The sequence below is a fragment of the Acidimicrobiia bacterium genome, from assembly GCA_036271555.1.
Lineage (GTDB): Bacteria > Actinomycetota > Acidimicrobiia > IMCC26256 > PALSA-610 > DATBAK01.
In genome coordinates this window covers 1-26,991 of record DATBAK010000103.1, presented here as the reverse complement: position 1 = coordinate 26,991, position 26,991 = coordinate 1, and the positions used below count along the sequence as shown (strand labels likewise).

Sequence of the window (26,991 nt, the reverse complement as noted above, 5' to 3'; positions counted from 1 at the left end):
GCGTACGAATCGCTACAGGTCGGCGGTAACATGGCCGAGTCGGTGGGCAACCGCACAGAGAAGGTTGTGTCATGGATCTAGGACCGACCGAGCTCCTCATCGTGCTCGCCATCGCGTTGCTCCTCTTCGGCGGGGCCAAGCTGCCGAAGCTGGCGCGCTCGCTCGGCGAGGCGTCCCGGGAGTTCCGCAAGGGCGTCGACGGCCACAAGGACGAGGAAACCACCTCCAAGCCCGCCGCCGACTGACGTCGCCGCGCGTCCTGCACGCGCGCGCATCACGACCCCCGGAATCGCTCCCCTTCGACGCGCCCGCACCGGGTTGCGCGTTCGCATCCCGTTTCTTACACTCCATCACACTCTGACGTGATCTGACAGGTTCAGGCACGCCACCAGCCGAGGTGAGGGAGAGACGCGTGACGATGGTGATGGTGAAACCGTGGACGGATCCGGTACTCGACGTGCTGGGCCACGATCCGCGCAGTTGGTACGTCGAGACGTTCTGGCTCCCGACTCTCGGACCGACGTCGGTCCTGTTGCTCCGTCATCTCGCCGACCGCTTCGATCGCACGCCCGACGGTCTGGCGCTCGACGTCACGACCACGTCGGAGTGCCTCGGACTCGGGCCGCGTGAAGGCAACAGCTCGCCGCTACGTCGCAGCCTGAGCCGGCTCGAGCAGTTCGACCTCGCGACGAGCGAGCCCGAGGCGGTGATCCGGGTCCGGCGCAACCTGCCGCCGGTGAACCGCCGCCACGTGAAGCGCCTGCCCGCGTCGCTGCAGGCGCGCCACGCCGAGTGGATCGCGGCAACCGTCGCCGAAGGACCGCTGGAGCTCGCGAAGCGACGCGCCCGACGCGTCGCGATCACGCTGTTCGAGCAGGGCGACGAGCTCGATCACGTCGAACGCGCGCTCGGCACCGTCGGGTTCCACCCCGCCGTCGGACGCGACGCGGCGCGCTGGGCGTGGGACCAGATCCACGGCGGCGACCTCGCGAGCTGAGCGCGTCGACGCGTCACCGCTCGTCGATCGCGCAAGCCGGCCCCGCCCGCCCCTCGGCGGCCGGTTCATGGACGGGACGTCCGCAGCCCCCCACCCCGGCGGGCGTCCCGTCCGCGCGTCGCGGGTACACCGGCCGCATGGCCACGGACCACCCGAACCTCGACCTCGACGGCGCGGCCGCGCACGACGCGCGTGCGGCCGTCGACCGGTTGATCGCAGAGTTGCAGGCGGGTTGGGATTCGCACGACGCCGATGTGACCAACCGTCACTTCGCGGGCGACATCGTGTGGGGCAGCCCGTTCGGTGCGACCGTGCGCGGCTACGACCAGCTGCACGCGATCCACATTCGCTTGAAGCAGAAAGGACGCGGCGGTCGAGCGTCGCGCTTCGAGCTCGTCGAGATGGTCACGCCCGCCGACGGAGTCGCGGTCGCGCAGATCCGGCGGGTCGCGCTCGACGACGACGGCTTCTCGGAGATGGCGCTCTACGTGCTCGCGCGCCGCGACGACACGTGGTGGGTCGCAGCCGGTCAGAACACGCCGGTGCGCGAAGCGCCGACGGACTGAATCAGCTGCCGTTGTAGATCGTTGTCGACGTCACCGTCTTGCCGGTCGCGTCGAGGTCGGTGACGGCGGCGAAGCCGGCGACGAACGCGTCGATGTCGTCACTCGGTGCCGCGATCTTCGACCTGCAGTCGACCTTGTTGATGTCGCGCCCGGCGAGGTCCGTCGCCGCCGGAACCTGCCGGACCCCACGCACGGATCCTGCGGTACACGTCGGCACATTGATGTTCACGACGTCGCCGCGCGTCGCGGCCGAGCCGGTGTACGACGCGCGATGCGCGGTGATCCAGTCGACGACGATCCGCGCGGCCGACGCGAAGTCCGGCGGGTTGCCGAAGCCCTGACTCACCGCGATCGCGGGCACACCGACGTTCGCCGCGGCCTCGGCCGCACCGACGGTGCCCGAGATGTGGATGAACGGTCCGACGTTCTGCCCGTTGTTGATCCCCGACACGACGACGTCCGGCGGCGACGTCAACACCGACGTGATCGCGTAGCGAATCGTGTCGGCGGGATAGCCGTCGACCGCGTACGCGGGATACCCACTCGCGGTCTTCAGCCTCTGCGCGTTCAGCACACCGCTCGTCGTCTTGCCGCCGGTGCCGCTCTGGTTGGCCTTCGGCGCGACGACCGTGACCGTCACCTGCGGCAGCTTCCGCAGCGCCTCCACCATCGTGTCGATCCCAGGCGCGTTGTAGCCGTCGTCGTTCGTCACGAGGATCGTGATCGGTGTGACCGGTGCGGAGACCGTCGGCCCGAGCGTCGTCTCCGAGGCGGTCGACGACGTCGGTGCGGTCGTCGGCGGCGCGCCCTTCGAACCACTCGAGCTGCACGCGGCGACCGCGACCACCACCGCCGCGCTCGTGATCAGCAGCCGTGCTCTCACCCCGACCCCCGGTTCGTCATCGGCCGAGCATTGTGACACCCCCGGTCTACTGTCGGGGGTCGTGGTCGAGCCCTACGCCGACATCGCGGAGTGGCTGCGCGATGCGCAGCACGTCGTCGTGCTCACGGGCGCCGGCATCTCCACCGAGTCGGGGATCCCCGACTTTCGCGGCCCGAACGGCGTGTGGACGAAGAACCCCGCTGCGGAGAAGGCCGCGCACATCGACTCGTACGTCTCCGATCCGGAGCTGCGCGCGCGTTCGTGGCAGAACCGGCTCGGCAGCGAGATCTGGCACGCCGAGCCGAACGCGGGTCACCGCGCGCTCGCCGAGCTCGAGCAGCACTGCGCGTTCGACGCGCTGCTGACGCAGAACATCGACGGTCTGCATCACGCGGCGGGGAGCGCGCCCGACCGCATCATCGAGCTGCACGGCAACGTGCGCGAGGCGAAGTGTCTGCGTTGCGCGTGGCGCGGCCCGATGTCGGAGACGCTCGACCGCGTGCGCGCCGGCGAAGCCGACCCGAGCTGCAGCGAGTGCGGCGGCATCCTGAAGTCGGCGACGATCTCGTTCGGCGAGCCGCTCGTCGTCGCCGACCTCGAGCGCGCGCAGCGGGTCGCCGAGGGCAGCGACCTGTTCCTCGCGGTGGGCACGTCGCTCGGCGTGTATCCCGCCGCGGCGCTGCCGGAGATCGCGCTGACGAACCCGGCCCGCCTCGTCGTGATGAACGCGGAGCCGACGCCGTTCGACGGCGTCGCCGCGGCCGTTGTCCGCGCGCCGCTCGGCGAGGCCCTGCCGGCGCTCATGGTCGCACTCGCCGCGCTCGCCGCTCCTGACGCCTCGCGCAGCGAGTCGAGCGCATGGGCCTTGGGGAATACCCGACCCGCCCGGTAGGCTTTACTTCGGTCGGCGCCAGACGGGCGCCCCGTTCTCGATCACTTCGGAGCGCACATTGGCGAGCTTCCGCGAGCTGCTGAACCAGACCAAGGGCCAGATCCGCGAGGTCACGCCCGCCGAGGCCGAGGCCGAGCTCGACCGCGCGACCTTCCTCGACGTCCGTGAGCTCGACGAGTTCGAGCAGGGCATGATCCCCGGCTCGGTCTTCATCCCCCGCGGTCACCTCGAGAGCCAGGCCGAGAACAAGCTGACGAACCGGGACGCGCCGATCGTCATCTACTGCGCCGGCGGCACGCGCAGCGCGTTCGCGGCGAAGACGCTCAGCGACCTCGGCTACTCCGACGTCGTGTCGATGGCCGGCGGCTTCAGCCGCTGGAAGAACGAGGGGCGGGAGTGGATCACGCCCGCGGTGCTCACGCCCGAGCAGCGCAACCGCTACGGCCGGCACATCCTGCTGCCCGAAGTCGGTGAAGAGGGCCAGCGCAAGCTGCTCGAGTCGAAGGTGCTGTTGCTCGGTGCGGGCGGGCTCGGCTCGCCCGCCGCGCTGTACCTCGCGGCCGCGGGTGTCGGCACGATCGGCATCGTCGACATGGACGTCGTCGACCAGTCGAACCTGCAGCGCCAGATCCTCCACAACATGGAGCGCGTCGGCGACCGCAAGGTCGACTCCGCGAAGAAGACGCTCACCGCGCTGAACCCCGACGTCGACGTCGTCACCTACGACGTGCGACTCGGTGCCGACAACGTCCTCGACATCATCAGCGGCTACGACGTCGTCGTCGACGGCACCGACAACTTCCCGACGCGCTATCTCCTCAACGACGCGTCGTTGCTCGCGCGCGTGCCCGTCGTGCACGGCTCGATCTTCCGGTTCGAAGGTCAGGTCACGGTCTTCAAGCCGTACGAGGGGCCGTGCTACCGCTGCCTGCTCCCCGAGCCGCCGCCGCCGGAGCTCGCGCCGTCGTGCTCGGAAGCGGGCGTGCTCGGCGTGCTGCCCGGCATCGTCGGCTCGGTGCAGGCGCTCGAGGCGATCAAGATCGTGCTCGACCTCGGCGACCCGCTCGTCGGCCGCCTGCTCGCGTACGACGCCCTCGACCAGACGTTCCGTGAGTTCAAGGTGCGCCGCGACCCGCAGTGCCCGGCCTGCGGCGAGGGCGCGCAGATCGTCATCGCCGAGTACGACGACCTGTGCCTGCCCCACGCGGTGCTCGCCGACGGATCGACGCTGAGTCACTGAGGCGTCACACCTCGCGAACGGATCGGGACGGGTGGGGGCGGTCGTTCAGACTCGCCGCGTGACGGCCGATCGGAGAGGGATGACTCGCACCTTCCGTATCGCGCTCGCGTCCCTCTGCAGCGTCGCGGTCGCGATCGGCATCGCCCTCGTCGGCGTGGCGCCGGCCGCCGCGTCGAGCCCCGTCACCGTGCGCGGCTTCGGTGGCGCGCCCGCGCTCGGCGCGCCGTCCACCGCGCTGAACGCGCCGATCGTCTCGATCGCGTCGACGCACTCGGGCAACGGCTACTGGTTGCTCGGGCAGGACGGCGGCATCTTCAGCTATGGCGACGCGCACTTCTACGGGTCGACGGGCGCGCTGCGTCTGAACCGACCGGTCGTCGGGCTCGCGGCGACGCCGAGCGGGCACGGCTACTGGTTGGTCGCGTCCGACGGCGGCATCTTCAGCTTCGGCGACGCGCACTTCTACGGCTCGACCGGCGCGATCCGCCTCAACCAACCGATCGTCGGCATGGCCGCGACGCCGAGCGGACACGGCTACTGGTTGGTCGCGTCCGACGGCGGCATCTTCAGCTTCGGCGACGCGCACTTCTACGGCTCGACCGGCGGCATGCAGATCGGTGCATCGGTCGCCGGCATCACGACGTCGCCGACCGGACACGGTTACTGGATCGTGACCGCGACCGGCCACCTCTACGCCTTCGGCGACGCGCGTCCGTTCCCGAACGTGGCGCCGAGCGCGCCGATCACCGGCGTGCAGGTCGCGCCGGGCGGGATGGGGCTCTGGCTCGTCGCGTCGAGCGGCTCCGTGTACGCGCTCGGCAACGCGCCGTATCTCGGTGGCGCGGGCTCGACGCTGACCGCGGCGGTCGGCATCACGCGGGCCGCGCACGGTTACTGGATCGCGACCGTTCCCGCGGGACCGCCGCTGCCGGCGAACTCCGGAAGCGGTCGTCGCATCGTGTACTCGAACCATCAGCAGCGGCTGTGGCTCGTCGAGGCGAACGGTCAGGTTTCGCACTCGTGGCTCGTGTCGGGGAAGCACGGACTGCCCTCGGTCGGGACCTATCACGTGTTCGCCAAGGTGCAGCTCGAGCCGGACGGCGCACTGTTCCTGCCGTGGACGCTGAAGTTCGCGCCGGTCGCGCACGGTGTCGTCGACATTCATGGCATCCCGCTCGCGCGCAACACGATGCAGCCGATCGAGCCCGACGCGCTGCTCGGCACCCCTGAATCGCACGGTTGCGTGCGGATGAACCAGGACGCCGCGCACTTCGTCTACGACTGGGCCCCGGTCGGCACGCCCGTCGTCGTCACCGACATCGGCTGACGTTTCGCCCGGTCGCGTCCCGGTGGTACTGCGTTACCGCGGCATGCCGGGTTAACGCAGTACCACTGGACCGACCCGAGCTCGCCTGGTACCCTACTGGGGTATGGCATCAAGCACTCCGGGATACAGCGCCGAGAAGGCGGCGGTGCAGTCGCGGCTGCGCCGGATCGAGGGTCAGGTCCGCGGGCTCCAGCGGATGGTCGACGAGGACGCTTATTGCATCGACGTGCTGACGCAGGTGTCGGCCGCGACGCGGGCCCTGCAGGGCGTCGCGCTCGAGCTGCTCGACGCGCACCTCGCCCACTGTGTCCGTGACGCGGTGAGCGCGGGTGGTCCCGACGCCGACGCCAAGGTCGCCGAGGCGTCGGCCGCGATCGCCCGACTGGTGAAGTCGTGACGTGATGCTCGGCGTCGACCTCGTCGGGGACGTGGGGCGCAGCCTGCGCGAGGGCTTCTTCATGTTCTGGGAGACGCTCTGGCCGCTCATCCTCGGTTTCACGCTCTCCGGCGCGGTGCAGGCGTTCGTGCCGCGCGAGCGCATCGAGCGCGCGATGGGCGATCACCGACCGAAGTCCGTCGCGCGCGCGAGCGGCTGGGGCATGGTGTCGTCGTCGTGCTCGTACGCCGCGACCGCGATGGCGAAGTCGCTCTTCCAGAAGGGTGCCGACTTCACGACCGCGATGATCTTCATGTTCGCGTCGACGAATCTCGTGCTCGAGCTGGGCATCGTGCTGTTCGTGTTGCTCGGCTGGCAGTTCGCGGCGGCCGAGTTCATCGGCGGGCCGATCATGATCGCGTTCCTCGCGCTGACCGGCTCCTACGTGCTCGGCCGCGCGGTCGCAACGCGGGCGCGCGCACATCTGACGCAGGCGCAGAGCGAAGACCACGAGCACGGTGGCGCGCTCGAGGCGCAGCCGTGGTCGCACAAGTTGCGGTCGCGGGCCGCGTGGTCCGACGCCGCGAGCTACACGGTCTCCGACCTCACGATGCTGCGACGCGAGCTCGTGATCGGCTACGTCGTCGCCGGATTCCTCGCGGTGCTGGTACCGGTGCGGGCGTGGAACGACGTGTTCCTCCACGGGCACGGTGTCGTGACGACCATCGAGAACGTCGTCGTCGGCCCCTTCATCGCGATCATCGCGTTCGTGTGCTCGATCGGGAACGTGCCGCTCGCGGCCGCGCTCTGGCACGGCGGGATCAGCTTCGGCGGCGTGATCGCGTTCGTGTTCGCCGATCTCATCACGCTCCCGCTGCTCCTGATCTACCGCAAGTACTACGGCACAGGAGTCGCGCTGCGATTGCTGCTCTGGTTCTGGGCCGTGATGACGGTCGCGGGCTTCATCGTCGAGGAGCTGTTCTCCGCGCTCGGCGCGGTCCCGCACGACCGCAGTCAGACGATGGTCGACTCCCACTTCGCCTGGAACTACACGACGTTCCTCAACATCGCGTTCCTCGCGCTCGCCGCGTACCTGTACTGGCTGTACCGGAACCGCGCGCGGTTCGGCGGTGGTGAGGGTTACGCGATCGATCCCGTGTGCGGGATGCAGGTGCAGACGGCCAACGCACCCGCGTCACGCGTGCACGAGGGCAGCCGTCACTACTTCTGCTCCGACCACTGCGCCGACCGCTTCGACCGCGACGCCGTTCCGTCGTCGACGAGCGCGGCGAAGGGCCACGGATCGACGTAGTAGGTCGAGCGCGCGAGAAGCCGGGACGGCCGCGATTCGCGCACGGAGCGCGCTACGGCTTGGTGAAGTTGGTCGCGAGCTCGACGAGGGTGCGGACGCCGAAGCCGGTGCCGCCACGGATGAGATAGCCGTCGTCGCGGCCCGCGCGCGCGGGGCCCGCGATGTCGAGGTGCGCCCACGGGAGGTCGCCCGCGAACTCCTTGAGGAAGAGTCCCGCGGTGAGCGCACCGCCGTAGCCGCCGTGCGAGATGTTCTGCATGTCGGCGACTTCGGAGTCGAGCATCTTGCGGTACTTCACGGGTAGCGGGAGCGGCCACACCGACTCGCCCGCGGCGTCGGCCGCGCCCTGCACCTGCGCGCTCCACGAGTCGCTCGTGCTCATGAGTCCGGCCACGCCCTCGCCGAGCGCGACCACGCACGCACCCGTGAGCGTCGCGAGGTCGATGATCGCGTCGGGCTCCTCCTCGACCGCGAGTGAGAGCGCGTCGGCGAGGATGAGCCGGCCCTCGGCGTCGGTGTTCAGCACCTCGACCGTCTTGCCGTTCCGCATGCGCAACACGTCGCCCGGACGAATGGCCGAACCGCTCGGCATGTTCTCGACGAGCGGTACGAAGCCGAGCACGCGCGTCTTCACACCGAGGTCGCGCAGCACCGACATCGCCGCGATGACCGCGGCGCCGCCGCCCATGTCGGTCTTCATCGTCTCCATGCCCGCGCCGGTCTTGAGCGAGAGCCCGCCCGAGTCGAACACCACGCCCTTGCCGACGAACGCGATCGTGTGCTTCGCACCCGCAGGCTCGTACGCGAGCTTCACGAACCGCGGCGGGCGCTCCGAGCCCTTGCCGACGCCGATCACACCACCGAGCCGCGCGCGTTCGAGCTGCGCGCCCGACATCACCTGCACCTTGAGCCCGTTCGCGGTGCCGAGCTTCTTCGCGAGCGCGGCCATGTCTTCGGGTGACTTCGCTTCGGCGGGCTCGTTCACGAGATCGCGCGCCCACGCGACCGCCTGCGCGATGCGCGCGCCGCGGTCGACGGCCGAGCGGATGTGCGCGCCGCCGCGGCCGATGAGCTTCACCGACTCGAGCTTCGACGGCTTGCCCTCGCCCTTGTACCGCAGGAACTTGTAGCTGCCGAGCGCGACGCCTTCGACGACCGCCTGCGCCGCGTCGCGGCGGTCGATCGCGTCGGGCGCGGCGTCGAGCAACGTCGTCGCGATGGTCGCGACCTTCGAACCGCGCTTCGCGAGCGCGGCGCCCGCGCGCCGCAGACCGTCGGTGGTGATCTCGTCGCGCGCACCGAGGCCGACGAGCATCGCGGCGCGCGCACCGAGCGCGCCGTTCGTCGGGATCGCGAGTGTCTGGCCGGGCTTGCCTTCGAAGCCCGTCTCCTCCATGAAGTCGCGCAGGCCCCCACCGACCGCGGCGTCGACCTCCTCCGCTCCGGGCCCGAGCTCGCGGTCGGCGAACACCGGCACCGCGAGCAGGTCGGCGCGCACCGACTCGGGGGATCCGGACACGAGCGAGAACTTGACGGACATGACGCTCCTAGCTGCGCACTGCGCGGAAGTGACCCTCTTGCCAACGGGCCAGCGTGTAGACGAGATCGGCGAGGCGGTTCAGGTACGGCACGACCGAGCTCGCGGCCTCGAGCCAGCCCTCCTCGGTGGCGGCGACGCCCTCCCGCTCGGCGCGGCGCACGACGGCGCGCGCCAGGTCGAGGCCCGCCGCGACGCGGTTCTCGCCGGGCAGGACGAACTCGCGTGGCGCCTCGAAGCGCGCGGTGACGTCGTCGATGATCGGCTCGAGCGCCCCGACCATCTCGGGGGTGACACGCGAGACGCCGGGTTCGAGCAGGTGCCGCCGGTCGGGTGCCGTCGCGAGCTCCGCGCCCGCGACGAACAGCTCGCGCTGGAGCCGGATCAGCAGGTCGTTCAGCTCGGAGCCGGGCTCGGTGTCGGCGCGCGCGAGTCCGAGGGCGCTCACCGCCTCGTCGACCGTGCCGTACGCCGACGGCCCCGCCGCGCTCTTGGCGACGCGACCACCGTGGAAGAGGCCGGTCGAGCCGTCGTCACCCGTGCGTGTGTAGACCTTCACCGGAGTCGGAGTCTAAGACCCCGCGTTTTTCCGGTCGCGCTCGCTGCGCTCGCCGCTCCTGACGTCTCAGCCGCCGGTTCGGGCCGGGCCGGTTTCGAACGGGGGGTTCCGTCCCTTCTGCCCCCTATCCTTACGGCGTGGACGGCTTCCTCGAGACCCTCGCCGAACGGGTCCTCATCTGCGACGGCGCGTTCGGCACGTGGGTTCAGGGCCGCGACCTCGGTCCCGACGACTTCGGCGGCGCGAGCCTCGAGGGGTGCAACGAGCACCTCGTGCTCACCCGGCCCGACGAGATCGCGGACATGCACTCGCAGTTCTTCGCCGTCGGCGTCGACGCGGTCGAGACCGCGACCTTCGGCGCCTTCTCCCTGGTGCTGAACGAGTACCAGATCCCCGAGAAGTCGCACGAGATCAACGTGCGCGCCGCGCAGATCGCCCGCGAGGTCGCCGACGGCTACTCGACACCGGACCGGCCGCGGTTCGTGATCGGCTCGATCGGCCCGGGCACGAAGCTGCCGTCGCTCGGTCACATCGACTTCGTCACGCTGCGCGACGCGTACGAGGAGCAGGCGCACGGTCTCGTCGAGGGCGGCGCCGACGTGCTGCTCGTCGAGACCGTGTACGACCTCCTCCAGGCGAAGGCCGCGATCATCGCCTGCCGGCGCGCGATGGCCACTGTCGGCCGCACGCTTCCGTTGATGGTGCAGGTGACGGTGGAGACGACCGGGCGCATGCTCGTCGGCTCGGAGATCGGCGCCGCGCTCACCGCGCTCGAAGCACTGCGGCCCGACGTCATCGGCATGAACTGCGCGACCGGTCCGTCGGAGATGACGGAGCACCTTCGGCACCTCTCGCAGCACGCCCGCACCTTCCTGTCGTGCCTGCCGAACGCGGGTCTGCCGTCGGTCGTCGACGGTCACACGCACTACGACCTCACACCCGAGCAGCTCGCCGACGCGCACGAGCGCTTCGTGAGCGAGTTCGGTGTGAACGTCGTCGGCGGGTGCTGCGGCACCACTCCCGCGCACCTCCAAGCCGTCGTCGAACGACTCGGCAACGACCGCGCGCCGACGCCGCGCACGCCCGAGTTCGAGCCCGGCTGCTCGTCGATCTACAGCCACGTCCCGTACCACCAGGAGCTCGCGTACCTCGCGGTCGGCGAGCGCACGAACGCCAACGGCTCCCGCAAGTTCCGCGACGCGATGCTCGAGGGCGACTGGGAGTCGTGCGTGCAGATGGCGCGCGAGCAGGTGAAGGAAGGCGCGCACGTGCTCGACGTGTGTGTCGACTACGTCGGCCGCGACGGCGCGATCGACATGAACGAGATCGCGGGCCGCTTCGCGACCCAGGCCTCGTTGCCGCTCGTGTTCGACTCGACCGAGCCCGCGGTGCTCGAGGCCGGTCTGCAGCACCACGGCGGCAAGGCGCTCGTGAACTCGGCGAACCTCGAAGAGGGCGAGGCCGAGGGCAAGCGCATGGACCGCGTGTTCTCGCTCGCGCGTGAGTACGGCGCGGGTGTGATCTGCCTCACGATCGACGAAGAGGGCCAGGCGCGCGACGCCGACTGGAAGCTGCGGGTCGCGCACCGGCTCTACGACATCGCGACCCAGCGCTACGGGCTCGACGGCAGCGACCTGATCTTCGACGCGCTGACCTTCCCGCTCAGCGCGGGCACCGAGGACCTCCGCCGCGACGGCATGGAGACCATCGAGGCGATCCGGCGCATCAAGGCCGAGCTTCCGGGCGTGTCGACGATCCTCGGACTCTCGAACGTGTCGTTCGGGCTCAAGCCCGCGGCGCGCCACGTGCTCAACAGCGTGTTCCTCCACGAGTGTCGCGAAGCCGGCCTCGACGCCGCGATCGTGCACGCGGCGCGCATCATGCCGATGCACAAAATCGACGACCGCCACCGCGAGGTCGCGCTCGACCTCATCTACGACCGCCGGCGCAAGGCCGACGAGGGCGGAGCGACCGGAGGGGAGCAGAGCCCGGAGTCCTCCAATGGGCGCGACTACGACCCGCTCACCGAGTTCATGGCGTTGTTCGAAGGCGTCGAGGCGAGCGCGGTCGAGCGCGAGGATCGATCGGGGTGGCCGGTCGCGGAGCGGCTGAAGCACCGCATCATCGACGGCGAGCGCGACGGCATCGAGGCCGACCTCGACGAGCAGCTCCAGACGATGGAGGCGCTCGGCATCGTCAACGACGTGCTGCTGTCGGGCATGAAGGTCGTGGGCGAGCTCTTCGGCAGCGGTCAGATGCAGCTGCCGTTCGTGCTCCAGAGCGCGGAGACGATGAAGACCGCCGTCGCGCACCTCGAGCCGCACATGGAGCGCGTCGACGGCGCGGGCAAGGGCACGATCGTCCTCGGCACCGTGAAGGGCGACGTCCACGACATCGGCAAGAACCTCGTCGACATCATCCTGTCGAACAACGGCTACACGGTGCACAACCTCGGCATCAAGGTGCCGATCCACGACCTCGTCGAGGCCGCGGTGAGCACGGAGGCCGACGCGATCGGCATGAGCGGCCTGCTCGTGAAGAGCACATTGATCATGCGCGAGAACCTGATGGAGCTGAACGAGCGCGGGCTCGAGAAGATCCCCGTGCTTCTCGGCGGCGCCGCGCTCACGCGCAACTACGTCGAGCACGACCTGCGCGAGATCTACAACGGCCGCGTCTTCTACGGGAAGGACGCGTTCGAGGGCCTGCGCACGATCGAGACACTGATGGAGGGCAAGCGCAGCGGCAACCTCGATCCCGAGTTCGGCACCGTGCCCGTCGAGCGTTCCGTCGCGAGCCGGCGCAACGAGCCGAAGGCGATCGACGACAGCGTCGAGATCCCGGCACGTTCCGACGTCGCGATCGACGCGCCGGTGTACGCACCGCCGTTCGTCGGATCGCGCGTCGCGAAGGGCATCCCGCTCGACGAGATCGCGACCTACCTGAACGAGACCGCGCTGTTCCGCGGTCAATGGCAGTTCCGTCCCGACAAGGCGAAGAACGAGAACGACGACGACTTCCGCGAGCGGCTGCGACCGATGCTGCGCGCGCAGATCGAGCAGGCACGCGCCGAGGGCATCCTCAACCCGGCCGTGGCGTGGGGCTACTTCGCGGTGAACAGCGAGGGCAACGACCTCGTCGTGTGGAAGGACGACGATCGCAACCAGGAGTGGCTGCGCTTCAACTTCCCGCGTCAGCGCACCGAGCGGTTCCTCTGCATCTCCGACTTCTTCCGCCCGATCGAATCCGGTGAGCCCGACTACGCGGCGTTCCACGTCGTGACGATGGGGACGCGCGCGAGCGAGCGCGAGCAGGAGCTGTTCAAGGCGAACCAGTACCAGGACTACCTGTTGCTGCACGGCCTGTCGGTGGAGATGACCGAAGCGCTCGCAGAGCTGTGGCACCGCCGCATCCGCGAGGAGTGGGGCTTCGCCGGCGAGGACGGACCGACCGTCGCGGGCCTGTTCCGTCAGCAGTACCGCGGCTCCCGGTACTCGTGGGGCTATCCCGCGTGCCCCGACCTCGACGACCAGGCGAAGCTCGCGGAGCTCCTCGAGATGGACCGCATCGGCGTCTCACTCACCGAGGAGTTCCACCTCGTTCCCGAGCAGAGCACGTCGGCGATCATCGTCTCGCATCCCGAGGCCAAGTACTTCGTTGCCTGACGACACATCGGGGCCACCGCGCCACGATGCGGTGGCCCGCTTGGCGATCGCCGTCGCGGGTATCGCCGTCGTCGGCGTCACGATCCTCCGGCACGAGCTCTGGCGCGACGAGCTCCAGGCCTGGCAGATCGTGCGCGCGAGCCACGGCGTGCACTCGCTGGTGCAGAACATGCGCTACGAGGGCCACCCGATCCTCTGGTACGGGCTGCTCTATCCGATCGCGCACGCGCACGCGGGGCCGGGCGCGATGCAACTCCTCCAGCTCGTCATCGCGTCGATCACGATCTCGGTCGCGGTGTGGCGCGCGCCGTTCACGCTCCTGCAGAAGCTGCTCTTCGTGTTCGGCTACTTCGTGCTGTACGAGTACGGCGTGCTCGCGCGCAGCTACGGCTTCGGTGCGATGCTGCTCGTCGTCACGCTCGCGGTCGCGGCGACGAGCGGTCGGCGACCATGGCTGGTCGTCGGACTGCTGCTCGGACTCGTCGCGCTCACGAGCGCGTTCGGCGCGATCGTCGCGATCGCGGTGCTCGCGGGACTGCTCGTCGACGAGTGGCTGCGCCGGCGCACGCGCGAACCGAACCGCGCCGCGCCCGGCGCCCTCGCGATCGGCACGGTGCTCACGTTCGCCGGGCTCCTCATCGCGTACGTGCAGGCCGCGCGCCCGCCGAAGGACACCGGCATCTACGGCCACTGGCTGACGAGCGTCGACTTCGGTCTCGGCGCGTCGTCGAGCGCGGCGATCTGGCGCGCGCTGGTGCCGATCCCGGCGCTGAAGCACTCGTACTGGAACACGAACATCCTGCACGTGCGCGCCGCGATCGTCGGCGTGCTCGGAGTGCTCCTCTTCGTCGGGCTCGCGTGGATCCTGCGCGACCGGCTCGGCGCGTTCGTCGTGTGGGTCGCGGGCGCGGGCCTCGTCGTGGCGTTCCTCTACCTGCGCATCGGGACCGCGACCGCATCCCGTCACGTCGGCCACATCTTCCTGTGCCTCGTCGCCGCGATGTGGCTCGCGCCGACGATGACCGCGCGCCGCTCGACCGCGCGTCCGAACACGCGGCGCTACGTGCTCACGGTGCTGCTCGTCGTGCAAGTGATCGCGGGTGTGTTCGCGGCATCGCTCGACCTCGTCTACCCGTTCTCGAACGGCCTCGCGATCGCGCACTACATCCAACAGCACGACCTCGGCCACACCGAGATCATCGGGTTGCCCGACACCGCGTCGTCGACGGTCGCGGGCTATCTCGACCGGCCGATCTACTACCTCGCGGGCGCGCGCTTCGGTACCTACATCGTGTGGGACACGAAGCGCGAGCACCTGCAACCGATCAGCGCCGTGCTCGACAGCTATCGCACCGGCGGGCGGCACGTGCTGTTGCTCATCAACACGCCGCTCCGCGACACGTCGTTACACCTCCGACTGCTCGTGCACGACGACAATGGGATCGTGCCCGACGAGCACTTCTGGCTCTACGAGGGTTCGGCGCCCGTATGACCGACGCGGTCGCGCGCGACCACGAGATCGAGGACACCGAGACCGCGCCACCGCATCACCTCCGCAACCTGCGCGGTCGCGAGCGCGGGTACGCACTCGCGCTGCTCGTACTCGTGCTCGTGCCGTTCGCGGTCGCGCTCGTGCGCGCCTATCACGACGGCTGGATCCCGAGCGGCGACGAAGCGAACGTCGCGCTGCGCAGCTTCGACGTGTTCTCGCGACATCCACCACTGACGGGGCTGCCGTCGACCTCGGGGCTCTACGGCGACAAGATCGCGACGAACCATCCCGGGCCGATCGAGTTCTACCTCCTCGCGGTGCCGCTGCGCATCCTCGGCTCGACGACCGGACCACTGCTCACCGCGGCCGCGATCAACGCCGCGTTCGCGCTGCTCGCGCTGTGGGTCGTGTTCCGTCGGCTCGGGACGACGGCGATGCTCTGGGCCGGCGTCGTGATGCTGCTCGTGATCTGGTCGGCGGGAACCGCGGTGCTGACCGACACGCTGAGCTCGAACATGACGATGTACTCGCTGCTCTGCAGCGCCGTGCTCGCGTGGGCGCTCGTCGACGGCGACATACGGCTGCTCCCGCTCGCCGCGTTCGTCGGTTCCTACGCGGCGCAGCAACACCTCGCGGCCGGGATCGTCGTGGGCGCACTCGGGCTCACGGCCGTGATCGCGATCGTCGTGCACGTGCGCGCTCGCCGGCGCAACGGCGACGCCGAGACGGGACGCCTCGCGCGCCGCGGCGCGGTGTATGCGCTCGTGGTCGCGGCCGTGTGCTGGGTGCCCGTTGCGTTGAACGAGATCGTCGACCGGCCCGGCAACCTCACGCAGATTGTCCGCTTCAGCCTCGACAACACCCGCCCGACGATGGGCTTCGACTCTGCAATCGACCAGTCGCTCCACGCGGTGACGCTGCCGACCATCCTCGCCAGGACCGATCTACCGGGCACGTTCTTCCTCGGAGGCGTCGGGCCGTATCGCGGCGCGCTCGGCGTCGTGGTGATCGCGGTGCTCGCCGGGCTCGCGTGGCGCGGCCTCCGCCATGACCGCACGCTCGGACGACTCGCGCTCGTTGCGCTGGTGCTGTTGTTCGCGGGGTTCGTGAACGGCGGCAACATCCCGCTCAGCACCGAGTCGTGGCGCGTGAACCTCTACCGGTGGGAGTGGGCCGCGTCGTTCGTGATCGTCGTCGCGCTCGGGATCGCGGTCGCGCTGCTCGCGCGCCGCTTCGTGCCGAGCGGCGTCGACCGCGCAGGGGCCGTCACTCCGATCGCACTCCTCGTCGTCACCGCGCTGGTCGTCGTCGCCGTCGTCGCGGGCAACGGCACCGACGACCACAACCGCGAGAAGCCCTCGTTCGCGCTCGAGAAGCGCGTCGGTAAGGTCGTGCTCGATCACGTCGACCACAGCCGGCCCGTGCTCGTCGTCGTCGTCGGCTACGCCGCGCAGCTGTCGGTCGGCCCGTACGTGATCTACCGGCTCGCGCGCGCGGGCATCCACGTCGAGGTGCAGGACTTCAACACGCAGCCGTACGGCAACGCGCGCCGGTACGTCGTCGGCTCGGATCCGACCGCGATCGTCGTCTCGAGCGGCCACCTCACTGCACCCGAGCAAACCGGTCGCCTGATCACGACCGACCACTTCTCCCCCGAGCGCGCCGCGCTCCTCGACGCGCTCGCGAAGCAGGCCGCGGGGGCGGGCGCGGAGCTGGTTCCGGGCGCCCGGGCGCGCATCGACCGCCGGTATCCGGCCGGGGTCAGCGCGGCGGTGGTCACCCAGCTGCGGCGGTTCCGCACGGAGCCGCTCGAGGTGCTCGACCAGCCGCTGATCGTCACCCTCTGGCTCGACGGGTCGATCCGCGGTCCCGCGCTCGACCGGGCCCAGCTGCGCCGGCTCGACGCGCTCCCGTCGGATGAGAACGCCATCGGCGGCGACGAGGTGGTACAGGTACACCAGCTGACGAACGCGCAACTGCGCGCCGCGCACTTCCTGGGTGTGTAGTTGAAGACCGAGCCCGAGCCGACCGAGGAGCAGGCACCGAGCGCGCGCCCGCGCACGATCGTCCGCGTCGCGCGCGTCGTGCTCGCGATCGCGGGTCTCGCGTTCCTCGTCGGCGCGCTCGTCGACACGTGGGGCCGGTCGGAGAAGCTGCTCCGATCGCCGGTGCGGCTCGGTCTCGCCTTCGTCGTCTACCTCGTGTCGCTCATGCTCTGGTCGCGCGCGTGGTCGGCGCTGCTCGAGCACCAGGCCGACCGGCGCGCGCTGCGCCACGGCTTCTACTTCTCGCAGCTCGGCAAGTACGTGCCCGGCGGCATCTGGCAGGCGGCCGGGCTCGTGACGCTCGGCCGCGACGCGGGCGCCGGACTCGGCGACGCGTCGACCGCGTTCTTCGTGCTCGCGGTCACGCAGGTCGCGGGCGCGTCGACGGTCGGCGCGATCGCCGCGGTCGCGGCGCCCGACCTGCCGGTCGTGTTCCGCGTGCTCGTGATCGCGAGCGTGCTGCTCGTGCCGCTCGTCTACCGGGGCTGGATGGTGGCCGCACTGCGGCTCGTCGGGCGGAAGATCTCACGGCTCGACGTCGCGTTCGTGCCGACGCAACGCGCGATCCTGCGCTCGTACGCGTGGGCGGTCGTCGCGACCGCGGCCGCCTCGGTGTCGTTCGCGATCATCGCGAGACCGCACCATGCCGGCGTGTTCATCGCGGCGATCGCCGCGTTCGCCACGGCGTGGTGGATCGGTTTCGTGGCGATCCCGTTCCCGTCGGGCATCGGCATCCGCGAAGCCGTGCTGCTCGCCGCGCTCCGCGCGCCGCTCACCTCCGGGGTCGTGCTCGGCGCGGCCATCGGCCAGCGGTTGGTGTCGATCGTCGCCGAGGCCACGCTGATCGGTGGCAGCGGCACGCACCGCCTGCGCCGCCGGCGCGCCGCGGGTACGGTGCGCGCGATGTCCGCCGACCCGGCCGCCGACAGCCCGCGCCGGCCCCTCGGGCTCGCGCCGGGCGCACCCGAGCAGGCCGCCGGTCAGGACGCGAAGAAGTACTCCACCGGCAACCCCGTCGTGCAGAAGCTGATCGGTCGGTGGGCGACGCGGCTGCGCGCGGAGATCGCGACGCTCGCGCCACCGGGCGAGGTGCTCGCCGACATCGGCGTCGGCGAAGGGCTCGCGCTCGAGCGGATCCGGCCCGACGGCACGGTCGTCGTCGGCGTCGAGTACCGCAGCGACAAGATCCGCTGCGCGCGCGATCTGCTCGACGGCCTGCACGGCGTCGTCGCCGACGCGGGCATGCTGCCGTTGCGCGACGCCGCGGTGCCGCTCACGACGTGCATCGAGGTGCTCGAGCACCTCACCGATCCCGAGCCCGCGGTGCGCGAGCTCGCCCGCGTCGCCGGCCGAGGTTGCGTGGTGTCGGTGCCGTGGGAACCGTGGTTCCGGCTCGGCAACTTCGCGCGGGGCAAGAACGTCGGCCGGCTCGGCAACGATCCCGAGCACCTCCAGTTCTTCACGCGCCGGCGCCTCGAGAAGTTGCTCGGACGGCACTTCGAGTCGGTGCGCGTGCTGCCGGTGTTCCCGTGGCTCGTCGGCGTCGCCACCGATCCGCGCCGCTCAGGCTGAGCGGTCTCGCAGGAGCGGCGAGCGAAGCGAGCGCGACCAGAGCGCTACGGACGCAGCACTGCGCGGGCGAGCAGGTCGGTGCCGAAGGCGGTGAGGATCGCGAGGTACAGCAGACCGGTCGCGGCCATCACCGCGGAGTAGCTGCGTTCCTTCAACGCCGCCCACGTCACGCCCACGAGCGCGATCGTGGACACCGCGCACGCGAGCCACGTCCAGCCGAGGATGCCGTTCCAGCCGTCGTCGACGGTGCCGTTCAGCACCTGCACCATGCCCGTCGGCCACAGCATCACCGCGACCTCGAGCGGCCACACGATCGCGGTGAGCCGCACGAGCTGCTTCACCGCGTCGCGCGGCAGACCCGGCTGCACGAGGTACCAGTGGCCGAGCAGCATCCCGTCGCTCACGCAACCGAGGAACGCGGCGCCGACGAGCAGCCGCGCGGCCGCGAGCGCCACCGGTCCGCCGCTGAACTGCGACGCCGCGAGCAGCCCGACGGCACCGATCACCGGCGCGATCAGATCGAGCGCGGGATCGAACTCGCGATCATCGGTGGTCGCGGCATCGTCGGCGACCGTTCCCGCGGGAAGCATGGCGCGGACGCGCGCGCGCCGCTCCTCGCGATGCGCGGTCGCGCCGCTCACGCCCGCGGCGCGGCGCGCGACCGACATCGAGAGCACCCACGCGGTCGCGATCGCGGTCGTGACCGAGGCGCCGAACGCGATCACCTGCGCGGGCCGGTCGAGCCCTTCGGCCGCGAGCACGACCGCGCCGCCGATCGCGAACGCGCCGTAGACGCTGCGCAGCAACCAGCCGTAGCCGAGGCCGACCTCGCGCCGGCGCGTCGTCACCCACGCGAACAGCAGGCCGCCGGTGGCCCACTGGAGCAGGAAGACGCCGCCGTCGAGCTTCACGCGGTGGGGATCAGCCGACGACGGCGATGCCGCGGTCGGCGTGGTTGAGTCGCTCGGGTCCGGCCGCGGTCGCGACGACGATGTCCTCGAGCCGCAGGCCGAAACGGCCGGCGAGATAGATGCCGGGCTCGACGCTGAACGCGTTGCCGGCGACGAGCGCATCGGTGTTGCCCGCGACGATGTACGGATCCTCGTGCGCCTCGACGCCGATGCCGTGGCCCGTGCGGTGGATGAAGTGCTCGCCGAGACCCGCGCTCGCGATGACCGAGCGCGCCGCCGCGTCGACCGCCTCGCACGGCGTGCCGACCTGCGCGGCGCGCACACCGGCCTCCTGCGCGTCCTGCAGGACCGCGTACGTGTCGCGCACCTCGGTGCCGGGCTCGCCGACGTGGAACATGCGCGTGATGTCGGAGCAGTAGCCGTTCATCGTGCCGCCGAAGTCGCAGAGGACGACGTCGCCGTCGTTGATGACGCGCGCGCCGGGCTCGTGATGCGGGCTCGCGGCGTGATCGGCCGCGCCGACGATCGCGAAGTTGGCGTGCTGATGACCGAGCTCGAGCATGCGGTCGACGAGCTCGCGGTGCACGTCGAGCTCGGTGCGACCCGCGAACGGCCGGGCGCGCATGTCGGCCGCGACCGTGTCGACCGCGGCGCCCGCCGCGCGGAGGGCCGCGATCTCGTCGGCGTCCTTCACCGCGCGCACCGCGCTCACGATGCGCGAGGCGCGCCGGAACTCCGCCTTCGGCAGCGCGCGCTGGAGGTCGAGCGCGAACCCGGCCCAGGTCTGATCGCCGATCGCGACCTGCTGCGCGCCGCCGACCATGCTCGCGACGAGCGCGATCGGATCGCCGGGCTCCGACCACGGGACGATCTCGAAGTCGGGTTGCGGCGCCACTCGCGGTGCTTCGAGCCGCGCGACGACGAGCTGCGCGTCGCCGCGGCGCGGCAGCACGAGCATCGTGAGCCGTTCGAGCGGCATCGCCTCGTAGCCCGTGAGGTACGGCAGGTCGGCGCCGACCGAGAGGAGCACGACGTCGACGCCCGCGTCGTCCATGCGCGCGCGCACGCGCGCGATGCGGTCGGAGTAGCCGCTCATGCGGCTCCGACCTTCGGCGTTCGAAGCGAGCCGTTTCGGTCGCCACTGCTGACCGCGCCTTCGGCCTGCACCTGGCTGCTCATGACACCGAGTCGCTCATGACACCGGCTCGGAGTCGAGATGGCTCGGGATGCCGTCGATGCTCGTCGCGTTCCTCGTGTGGTGGTACTCGGCGAGCTCGTCGTCATCCTTGCGGTCCGACCACTTCAGCAGCTCGTCGCGCTCGCCGACGAGCTCCATGCGCGGCACGCCGAAGCCGCACGACGTCGACACGCGCGTCACCTCGATCTCGATGATCGCCCGCCGGCCCGGCAGCTCCGGGAACTCCGACGCGAGCGCGTCGAAGCCCGCGGAGTCGAGCGGGTGCACGACCCCGCGACCGTGGAAGCGGACGATGCGCGCCGCACCCTCGAACGCGCAGAACATGATGGTGATGCGGCCGTTCTCGCGCACGTGGGCGATCGTCTCGACTCCGCTCCCGGTGAGGTCGAGGTACGCGCAGCGGTGCGGCCCGAGCACCGCGAGGCCGGCGAGGCCCTTGGGCGACACGTTGACGTGACCGTCGGCGCCGCTCGGCGCGGTGGCCACGAAGAACATCGGCTGCCGGGCGATCCACGCCGCCAGGTCGGGACCGATCTCGTCGAGGACCTTGCCCATGAGCCCCGAGTCTCTCAGGTCACCGTCCGGGGACTGCGATCGTTTCCGGCAGATTCGGTGAAGCCTCGTGGAGGCTTCGCTTGGCGTGGTAGCTGGAGCGGACGAGGGGCCCCGACTCGACGTGCGCGAAGCCGAGCGCTTCGCCGGCCCCGCGCAACCGATCGAACTCCTCGGGCGTCCACCAGCGCGCGATCGGCAGATGGCGAGCGGTGGGCTGGAGGTACTGGCCGAGCGTGACGATGTCGACGCCGACGCCGCGCAGGTCGGCGAGCGCGCCGCGCACCTCGGCTTCGGTCTCGCCCATGCCGAGGATCACGCTCGATTTCGTGACGAGCCCGGCATCGCTCGCGCGCGCGAGCACCGCGAGCGAGCGCGCGTACCCCGCCGATGGTCGCGCCGCGCGCTGCAGCCGCGCGACCGTCTCGAGATTGTGCGCGAGCACGTCCGGGCGCGCGTCGAAGATCGTGGCGAGTGCGTCGGCGGCGCCGTGGCAGTCGGAGATCAGCACCTCGACCCCCGTCCCCGGACTCACGCGCCGGATCGCGCGGATCGTCGCCGCGAACACGGCCGCGCCGCCGTCGGGCAGGTCGTCGCGCGCGACGCACGTGATGACCGCGTGCTCGAGGCCCATCGTCTTCACCGCGTGCGCGACGCGCTCGGGTTCGCCGGGATCGACGGCGAGCGGCTTGCGCGTATCGACGAGACAGAACCCGCACGCGCGCGTGCAGCGGTCGCCGAGGATCATGAACGTCGCGGTGCGGTCGGCCCAGCACTCGAAGATGTTCGGGCAACCCGCCGACTCGCACACGGTGTGCAGGTCGAGGTCGCGCACGAGCTTCTTCACGTCGAGGAAGCCGTCGCCGAAGCGGGCCTTCACCCGCATCCACTCGGGACGCGCGCCCGCGGTCGGCGGACCGACCCCCGCTTCGGCCAGGCGGCCCAGGAGCCGCACCGGCACGGCTCCGGTCGAGTCGGAAGCGCGGGTTCCCGCGGCGACGGCCGAGGCGCTTCGCGGCTCTTCCGAGCTGGAGACCGAGGCGTCCGGGAGGGCGAAGCGTGCGAGCCCGACAGAAGCACTGAACGCGGACAGGTCGGCTGCGGTCTCCCGCCACACGACGTCCTGACGCTCGAGCTCGTCGGGCTCGAACGCCGCGGCGAAGCGCGCGACGACGCGGTCGACGACCGCTCGCATGTCGGGCGCGCGACCGAGCACCTGCGCCATCGACGTGACGCCGCGATCCGCGATGCCGCAGGGAACGATGTGCGAGAACATCGTGAGATCGGGATCGACGTTGAGCGCGAAGCCGTGGCGCGTGCGACCGCCCGCGACGCGCACGCCGATCGCCGCGACCTTCTCGCCGCCGACCCACACGCCGGTGAGGCCGTCGAGGCACGGCACCGACTCGATACCGAAGTCGGCGAGCACCGCGACGAGCACCGACTCCAATCGCCGCACGTACGCGACGACGTCGCGTTGACCCGCGCGCCACTCGTCGAGCGAGAGGATCGGGTACCCCACGAGCTGGCCGGGGCCGTGATACGTGACGTCGCCGCCGCGGTCGGCCCGGATCAGCTCCGCCCCCACCGACTCGGGCGGCACGAGCACGTGGCGCAGATCGGCGCGCGACCCCAACGTGTAGACGTGCGGGTGCTCCTGCAGCAGCAGGTAATCGTCGGTCGACCCGCCGTGCAGCGCGCGCTGCAAGGTCTCGGCCTCGGCGTAGGGCACGCGCCCGAGCCAGCGAACCCGGAGGGGCGCGCTCATGCCAACTCGGGTTCCCAGTCGTGGTCCTCGAGCTCGGTGCGGAGTGCGTCGAGGAACGCGGCCGCGTAGGCGCCGTCGAACGCACGGTGGTCCCACGCGAGCGCGAGGTGGCCGACGTGATGGATCGCGATCGTGTCCTCGCCGTCGGGGCCCTCGACGACGACCGGCTTCTTCGTGATCGCGTCGGTGGCGAGGATGGCGACCTGCGGTTGGTTGATGATCGGCAACGTCAACGCGGTGCCGAACGGACCCATGTTCGTGATCGTGAACGTGCCGCCGACCACCTCGTCGGGCGTGAGCGTGCGCTGCTTCGCGCGGGTCGCCAGGTCGCGGATCTCGCGCGCGATGAGGCGCAGACGCTTGCCGTCGACGTTACGGACGACGACCGCGAGCAGGCCCCTGAAGTCGAGGTCGACCGCGATGCCGAGGTGGATGTCGTGATGCACGATCAGCGAGTCGCCGTCGACGCTCGCGTTCACGTTCGGGTACTGGCGTACGACGTCGGAGAACGCGCGGCAGATGAACGGGAGGTACGTGAGCGTGAAGCCCTCTTCGGCGCGGAAGCGATCGCCGTGCGCGCGCCGCACCCGCTCGATGCGCTCGTAGTCGACCTCGACCGACGTGTAGACGTGCGCGCTCGTCGCCTTCGACCGCACCATGTGCTCCGCGGTGCGGCGACGGATGTTGTCGAACTCGACGACCGTGTCGCCCGCGGCGCGCGCGACGGGCGCGGGCGCGACGACCGCGGGAGCCCGCGCGGCCGGTGGGGCCGGTGCGGGAGTCGTGGGCGCGGCCGGTGCGGGAGCCGTGGCCGGCGCGGCGGGGCCGCGTGAGCGCGCGGCGTCGAGCACGTCGTTGCGCGTGATGCGACCGCCGTCGCCGGTACCGCGGATCTGGCCCGCGTCGAGGTCGTACTCGTTCAGCAGCTTGCGCACGAGTGGCGACGTGACCGTGCCCGCGGGCACGCCGTTGGTCGCGGGTGCCGCGGGCGCCGGTGCCGGCGCCGCAGGTGCCGGTGCGGGAGCGGGCGGCGGGGTCGGCGCGACGGGCACGGCCTGGGCTTGGGGCTGCGGCGCGGGCGCGGGTGCCGGTGCCTCGGGTGCCGGTGCCTCCGGTGCGGGTGCTTCCGCCTCGGCGGGCGCCGGCGCGGCGGCACCGCCGGCGGAAGCGTCGCCGATGACCGCGAGCTTCACACCGACCGCGACCGTCTCGCCTTCGGGCACGAGGATCTCGCTCACGACGCCCGACGTCGGCGCGGGGACCTCGGAGTCGACCTTGTCGGTCGACACCTCGAACAGCGGCTCGTCGGCCTTGATCTGCTCGCCGACCTGCTTGAACCACTTCGTGATCGTTCCCTCGGTGACGGTCTCACCGAGCTGCGGCATCGTGACATCCACGCTGCGAATCCTCTCTTCAGCCGTGCAGGCTGCGGCCGGTCAGCGCGAGCGCCGACTCCCCGAACAGCTCGCTCAAGGTGGGGTGGGCATGGATGAGCAGGCCGAGATCGGCCGCCGTCGCCTCCCAGTTCACCGACAGGTAGCCCTCGGCGATCAGCTCGGTCGCCCACGGACCGACGATGTGCACGCCGAGCAACGGCCCGTCGCGCTCGGCCACGATCTTCACGAGGCCGTCGGGCTCGCCGACGATCAGCGCGCGGCCGTTGCCGCCGAAACGGTGGACCGAGGTCACGACGTCGTGGCCCGCGGCGCGCGCCTGCTCCTCGGTCATGCCGCAGAACGCGACCTCGGGATGGCAGTAGATGCCCCACGGCACCTTGCCGTAGTCGAGCCCGGCCGGGTCCTCGCCGAGCATCGCCTTGATCGCGATGATCGCCTCGGCGAAGCCGACGTGCGCGAGCTGGGGCGTCGCGACGAGGTCGCCGACCGCGTAGACACCCGCGACGTTCGTGCGCATCTGCGCGTCGACGGCGACGAAACCGCGCTCGTCGACGACGACACCCGCCTCACGGATCCCCGCGCCCGACGATCGCGGGCTGCGACCGATGCTCACGATCACCGCGTCGACTTCGAGCCGTTCCTCGCCCTTCTCGGTGCGGTACGGCACGACGACGGACTTCTCACCCATCTCGGGATTGGCGACCGTCACCCCCGTGAACACCTGCATGCCGCGCTTCGCGAACTGGCGCACCGCGAGCTGCGCGACCTGCTTGTCGACCGCGCCGAGCACCTGCGGCAGCGCTTCGAGCACGGTGACCTGACTGCCGACGTCGACGAGGAACGACGCGAACTCACAACCGATCGCGCCGCCGCCGATCACGGCGGTCCGCTCGGGCACATGGTCGAGCGTGAGCACGTGTTCGGAGGAGAGGATGCGCGTGCCGTCGAACTCGTAGCCCGGCAGCGCGCGTGGCCACGACCCGGTCGCGAGCACCACGTTCGTGCCGCGTAGCTCGGTGCCGTCCGAGACGCGCACGAGGTGGCTCGGCCCCGGACCGCCGACGAGCGTGCCGGTGCCGGGCACGACCGTGACCTTGCGGCCCTTCAGCAGGGTCTCGAGCCCGCCGACCAGCCGGTCGACGACCTGCTGCTTGCGAACCTGGCTGACCGAGAGGTCGACCAGCGCGTCACCGACCTCGACGCCGAACGTCGAGGCGCCGCGCACGGTGCGCAGCACGGTCGCGGTCTCGAGCAGCTCCTTGGCGGGGATGCAGCCGCAGTTCAGGCAGGTCCCGCCGACGCGACTCTCCTCGATCATCGCGATGTGGAGACCGGCCGACGCGCCGTAGAGCGCGGCGGCGTACCCGCCGGGGCCGCCGCCGATGATCACGACATCGAACTCTTCGGCCGTGGGACTCACCTCTTCGTGCTCGCCGGGCTGTCCCGCCATTCTTCCCCATCGATCGCGGGACCACGCGCCCGGCTTGGTCAGCGGGGCGGCACCGTGGCCACGAAGTTCGTCGAGCGGCCCTGCTCGACCTCCTCGATGAACTCCGCGGCGCCGAGCGCGGGCCTCCCGGCGAGCCAGTCGTCGAATCGGGAGACGCCGTAGCCGTGCTCGCCCGTGAGCAGCGCGTGGAGTGCCGCGGGTGTCGTGCCGTACGCGGCGGCGGTGTACGGCGCGTGCTCGAAGAGCAACGTGGGGTGACACTCGTCGAGCACACGCGCCGCGCCGCGGAAGACCTGGAGCTCCGCGCCCTCGACGTCGATCTTCACGAGCTCGATCACGGTGCCCGAGGGCACCGTGCGGTCGATCGTGTCGATCGCGACCTCGATCTCGACGACCACCTCGTCGGCATCGGGGTACGGCACGCGCCGCAGCCCGCTGCGCGCGGGGCGACCCTGCACGTGCTGGAAGGTCGCGGTGCCGGGCGCGTCGCTCAACGCGCACGGATGGATCGTGACGTCCGGAAAGTGCGCGACGAGCCACTCGTAGTTCGCGGGCACCGGCTCGTACGCGATGTGAAGGCCCTGCGGTGCGAGCCGCTGCATCTCGCGCAGGATCTGCCCGCGGTAGCAGCCGACGTCGATGCACGCCGAGTCGGCGCGCAGCACACGGCTCATGATCTCGGTCGCGAGCCGGTCGTAGCGCGCCGCGCCACTCCGGGTCAGCCGCGTGTGCAGGCTCCGCAACGGAGCCTCGAGGCGCGACCCCGAGATCGCGCGCAACGCGCGGCGCCGGGCCTCGACGGTCAGGCGCCCCATCGGCTCACCGGGAGACCACGACCTGCAGCGCGAACGCCACGAGGATGAGCAGACCGGTGAGCGCCGCGAGGATCAGCAGCGTGCGGGTGCTCACGGCGTCATTCTCGCTCGCGGGTGCGCGGTCCGCTTCGATTGTCGCGTCCTCGCTCGTCTCGGCACGGGACTCCGACCGCAGCTCGCGGCGCCCACTCACCCGCTCCGCTCCGATGGTCGCGTCCTCGCTCGTCTCGGCACGGGACTCCGACCGCGGTCGCGGCACCCACTCACCCGCTCCGCTCCGATGGTCGCGTCCTCGCTCGTCTCGGCACGGGACTCCGACCGCGGTCGCGGCGCCCACTCACCCGCTCCGCTCGAATGGTCGCGTCCTCGCTCGTCTCGGCACGGCACTCCGACCGCAGCTCGCGGCACCCACTCACCCGCTCCGCTCGAATGGTCGC

General features: G+C 71.0%; 22 protein-coding genes. 12 read left to right on the top strand and 10 right to left on the bottom strand.

The genetic code is table 11. The features are described 5' to 3' along the window. Positions 1–71: 71 nt before the first annotated feature. The 3 genes from tatA to VH914_22410 all read left to right on the top strand — a co-directional run bounded on the left by tatA (position 72) and on the right by VH914_22410 (position 1,563). A complete protein-coding gene (tatA, locus tag VH914_22420) occupies positions 72–245 on the top strand; it encodes a twin-arginine translocase TatA/TatE family subunit (protein ID HEX4493974.1) in 174 nt (57 codons plus the stop codon). A 167-nt stretch (positions 246–412) separates the two neighbouring features. After that, positions 413–997, top strand: a complete 585-nt coding sequence (locus VH914_22415; protein ID HEX4493973.1) for a hypothetical protein — start codon at positions 413–415, stop codon at positions 995–997. 137 nt (positions 998–1,134) lie between these two features. Beyond that, entirely contained in the window at positions 1,135–1,563 is a 429-nt protein-coding gene (locus tag VH914_22410) for a hypothetical protein (GenBank protein ID HEX4493972.1), read from the top strand. Position 1,564: 1 nt separating this feature from the next. Here VH914_22410 and surE read toward each other — a convergent pair whose 3' ends face one another. Beyond that, positions 1,565–2,446, bottom strand: a complete 882-nt coding sequence (gene surE, locus VH914_22405) for a 5'/3'-nucleotidase SurE (protein HEX4493971.1) — start codon at positions 2,444–2,446, stop codon at positions 1,565–1,567. A 61-nt stretch (positions 2,447–2,507) separates the two neighbouring features. Between surE and VH914_22400 the strand changes: the two genes are divergently transcribed. The 5 genes from VH914_22400 to VH914_22380 all read left to right on the top strand — a co-directional run bounded on the left by VH914_22400 (position 2,508) and on the right by VH914_22380 (position 7,593). Then, complete coding sequence (locus VH914_22400; GenBank protein HEX4493970.1) at positions 2,508–3,338, top strand: Sir2 family NAD-dependent protein deacetylase; 831 nt, start codon at positions 2,508–2,510, stop codon at positions 3,336–3,338. 58 nt (positions 3,339–3,396) lie between these two features. Then, positions 3,397–4,578, top strand: a complete 1,182-nt coding sequence (gene moeB, locus VH914_22395) for a molybdopterin-synthase adenylyltransferase MoeB (protein ID HEX4493969.1) — start codon at positions 3,397–3,399, stop codon at positions 4,576–4,578. A 79-nt stretch (positions 4,579–4,657) separates the two neighbouring features. Continuing rightward, a complete protein-coding gene (locus VH914_22390; GenBank protein ID HEX4493968.1) occupies positions 4,658–5,905 on the top strand; it encodes a L,D-transpeptidase in 1,248 nt (415 codons plus the stop codon). A 103-nt stretch (positions 5,906–6,008) separates the two neighbouring features. Beyond that, the gene (locus VH914_22385) at positions 6,009–6,302 is read left to right on the top strand and encodes a metal-sensitive transcriptional regulator (GenBank protein HEX4493967.1); all 294 of its coding nucleotides are present in this window, start codon (positions 6,009–6,011) and stop codon (positions 6,300–6,302) included. Between the two features lie 4 nt (positions 6,303–6,306). Next, positions 6,307–7,593 (top strand): permease, encoded by a 1,287-nt coding sequence (locus tag VH914_22380; protein ID HEX4493966.1) that lies wholly within the window; start codon positions 6,307–6,309, stop codon positions 7,591–7,593. Between the two features lie 52 nt (positions 7,594–7,645). Here VH914_22380 and VH914_22375 read toward each other — a convergent pair whose 3' ends face one another. Both VH914_22375 and VH914_22370 read right to left on the bottom strand, forming a co-directional pair. After that, on the bottom strand, positions 7,646–9,133 hold the full coding sequence (locus tag VH914_22375) for a leucyl aminopeptidase (GenBank protein HEX4493965.1): 1,488 nt from the start codon (positions 9,131–9,133) through the stop codon (positions 7,646–7,648). Positions 9,134–9,140: 7 nt separating this feature from the next. Then, positions 9,141–9,689: a cob(I)yrinic acid a,c-diamide adenosyltransferase gene (locus tag VH914_22370; protein HEX4493964.1), complete on the bottom strand. Its 549-nt coding sequence runs from the start codon at positions 9,687–9,689 to the stop codon at positions 9,141–9,143. Between the two features lie 137 nt (positions 9,690–9,826). Here VH914_22370 and metH point away from each other — a divergent pair, with 137 nt between their 5' ends. The 4 genes from metH to VH914_22350 are packed head-to-tail and all read left to right on the top strand — an operon-like array spanning position 9,827 to position 18,463. Next, positions 9,827–13,354, top strand: a complete 3,528-nt coding sequence (gene metH, locus VH914_22365; GenBank protein ID HEX4493963.1) for a methionine synthase — start codon at positions 9,827–9,829, stop codon at positions 13,352–13,354. Positions 13,355–13,394: 40 nt separating this feature from the next. Beyond that, positions 13,395–14,846: a hypothetical protein gene (locus VH914_22360; protein HEX4493962.1), complete on the top strand. Its 1,452-nt coding sequence runs from the start codon at positions 13,395–13,397 to the stop codon at positions 14,844–14,846. After that, positions 14,843–16,852 carry a hypothetical protein gene (locus VH914_22355; protein HEX4493961.1) on the top strand — a complete coding sequence of 670 codons (2,010 nt, stop codon included), beginning with the start codon at positions 14,843–14,845 and terminating at the stop codon, positions 16,850–16,852. Before VH914_22360 ends, VH914_22355 begins: the two co-directional genes overlap by 4 nt. Beyond that, positions 16,853–18,463, top strand: coding sequence for a methyltransferase domain-containing protein (locus VH914_22350; GenBank protein HEX4493960.1), 1,611 nt, complete (start codon positions 16,853–16,855; stop codon positions 18,461–18,463). A 44-nt stretch (positions 18,464–18,507) separates the two neighbouring features. On the opposite strand, the gene VH914_22345 is transcribed toward VH914_22350, so the two are convergent. The 7 genes from VH914_22345 to VH914_22315 form a co-directional block, all read right to left on the bottom strand. Further along, positions 18,508–19,374, bottom strand: a complete 867-nt coding sequence (locus tag VH914_22345) for a hypothetical protein (protein ID HEX4493959.1) — start codon at positions 19,372–19,374, stop codon at positions 18,508–18,510. Between the two features lie 10 nt (positions 19,375–19,384). Further along, positions 19,385–20,470, bottom strand: a complete 1,086-nt coding sequence (locus tag VH914_22340) for a Xaa-Pro peptidase family protein (protein ID HEX4493958.1) — start codon at positions 20,468–20,470, stop codon at positions 19,385–19,387. Positions 20,471–20,566: 96 nt separating this feature from the next. Beyond that, on the bottom strand, positions 20,567–21,127 hold the full coding sequence (locus VH914_22335) for a pyridoxamine 5'-phosphate oxidase family protein (GenBank protein ID HEX4493957.1): 561 nt from the start codon (positions 21,125–21,127) through the stop codon (positions 20,567–20,569). 19 nt (positions 21,128–21,146) lie between these two features. Next, a complete protein-coding gene (gene lipA / locus VH914_22330) occupies positions 21,147–22,892 on the bottom strand; it encodes a lipoyl synthase (GenBank protein HEX4493956.1) in 1,746 nt (581 codons plus the stop codon). Next, positions 22,889–24,289, bottom strand: coding sequence for a dihydrolipoamide acetyltransferase family protein (locus VH914_22325; protein HEX4493955.1), 1,401 nt, complete (start codon positions 24,287–24,289; stop codon positions 22,889–22,891). Before VH914_22325 ends, lipA begins: the two co-directional genes overlap by 4 nt. A gap of 16 nt (positions 24,290–24,305) precedes the next feature. Further along, on the bottom strand, positions 24,306–25,739 hold the full coding sequence (lpdA, locus tag VH914_22320) for a dihydrolipoyl dehydrogenase (GenBank protein HEX4493954.1): 1,434 nt from the start codon (positions 25,737–25,739) through the stop codon (positions 24,306–24,308). 38 nt (positions 25,740–25,777) lie between these two features. Beyond that, a complete protein-coding gene (locus VH914_22315; GenBank protein ID HEX4493953.1) occupies positions 25,778–26,554 on the bottom strand; it encodes an FkbM family methyltransferase in 777 nt (258 codons plus the stop codon). Positions 26,555–26,991: the final 437 nt, after the last annotated feature.

What these genes read in the sequence shown, in the direction of transcription:
- VH914_22385 (HEX4493967.1), top strand. Translation starts at nt 6,009, where the DNA reads ATGGCATCAAGCACTCCGGGATACAGCGCCGAGAAGGCGGCGGTGCAG.
- tatA (HEX4493974.1), top strand. Translation starts at nt 72, where the DNA reads ATGGATCTAGGACCGACCGAGCTCCTCATCGTGCTCGCCATCGCGTTG.
- VH914_22315 (HEX4493953.1), bottom strand. Translation starts at nt 26,554, where the DNA reads ATGGGGCGCCTGACCGTCGAGGCCCGGCGCCGCGCGTTGCGCGCGATC.
- VH914_22390 (HEX4493968.1), top strand. Translation starts at nt 4,658, where the DNA reads ATGACTCGCACCTTCCGTATCGCGCTCGCGTCCCTCTGCAGCGTCGCG.
- lipA (HEX4493956.1), bottom strand. Translation starts at nt 22,892, where the DNA reads ATGAGCGCGCCCCTCCGGGTTCGCTGGCTCGGGCGCGTGCCCTACGCC.
- VH914_22340 (HEX4493958.1), bottom strand. Translation starts at nt 20,470, where the DNA reads ATGAGCGGCTACTCCGACCGCATCGCGCGCGTGCGCGCGCGCATGGAC.
- lpdA (HEX4493954.1), bottom strand. Translation starts at nt 25,739, where the DNA reads ATGGCGGGACAGCCCGGCGAGCACGAAGAGGTGAGTCCCACGGCCGAA.
- VH914_22375 (HEX4493965.1), bottom strand. Translation starts at nt 9,133, where the DNA reads ATGTCCGTCAAGTTCTCGCTCGTGTCCGGATCCCCCGAGTCGGTGCGC.
- VH914_22355 (HEX4493961.1), top strand. Translation starts at nt 14,843, where the DNA reads ATGACCGACGCGGTCGCGCGCGACCACGAGATCGAGGACACCGAGACC.
- VH914_22410 (HEX4493972.1), top strand. Translation starts at nt 1,135, where the DNA reads ATGGCCACGGACCACCCGAACCTCGACCTCGACGGCGCGGCCGCGCAC.
- VH914_22380 (HEX4493966.1), top strand. Translation starts at nt 6,307, where the DNA reads ATGCTCGGCGTCGACCTCGTCGGGGACGTGGGGCGCAGCCTGCGCGAG.
- VH914_22335 (HEX4493957.1), bottom strand. Translation starts at nt 21,127, where the DNA reads ATGGGCAAGGTCCTCGACGAGATCGGTCCCGACCTGGCGGCGTGGATC.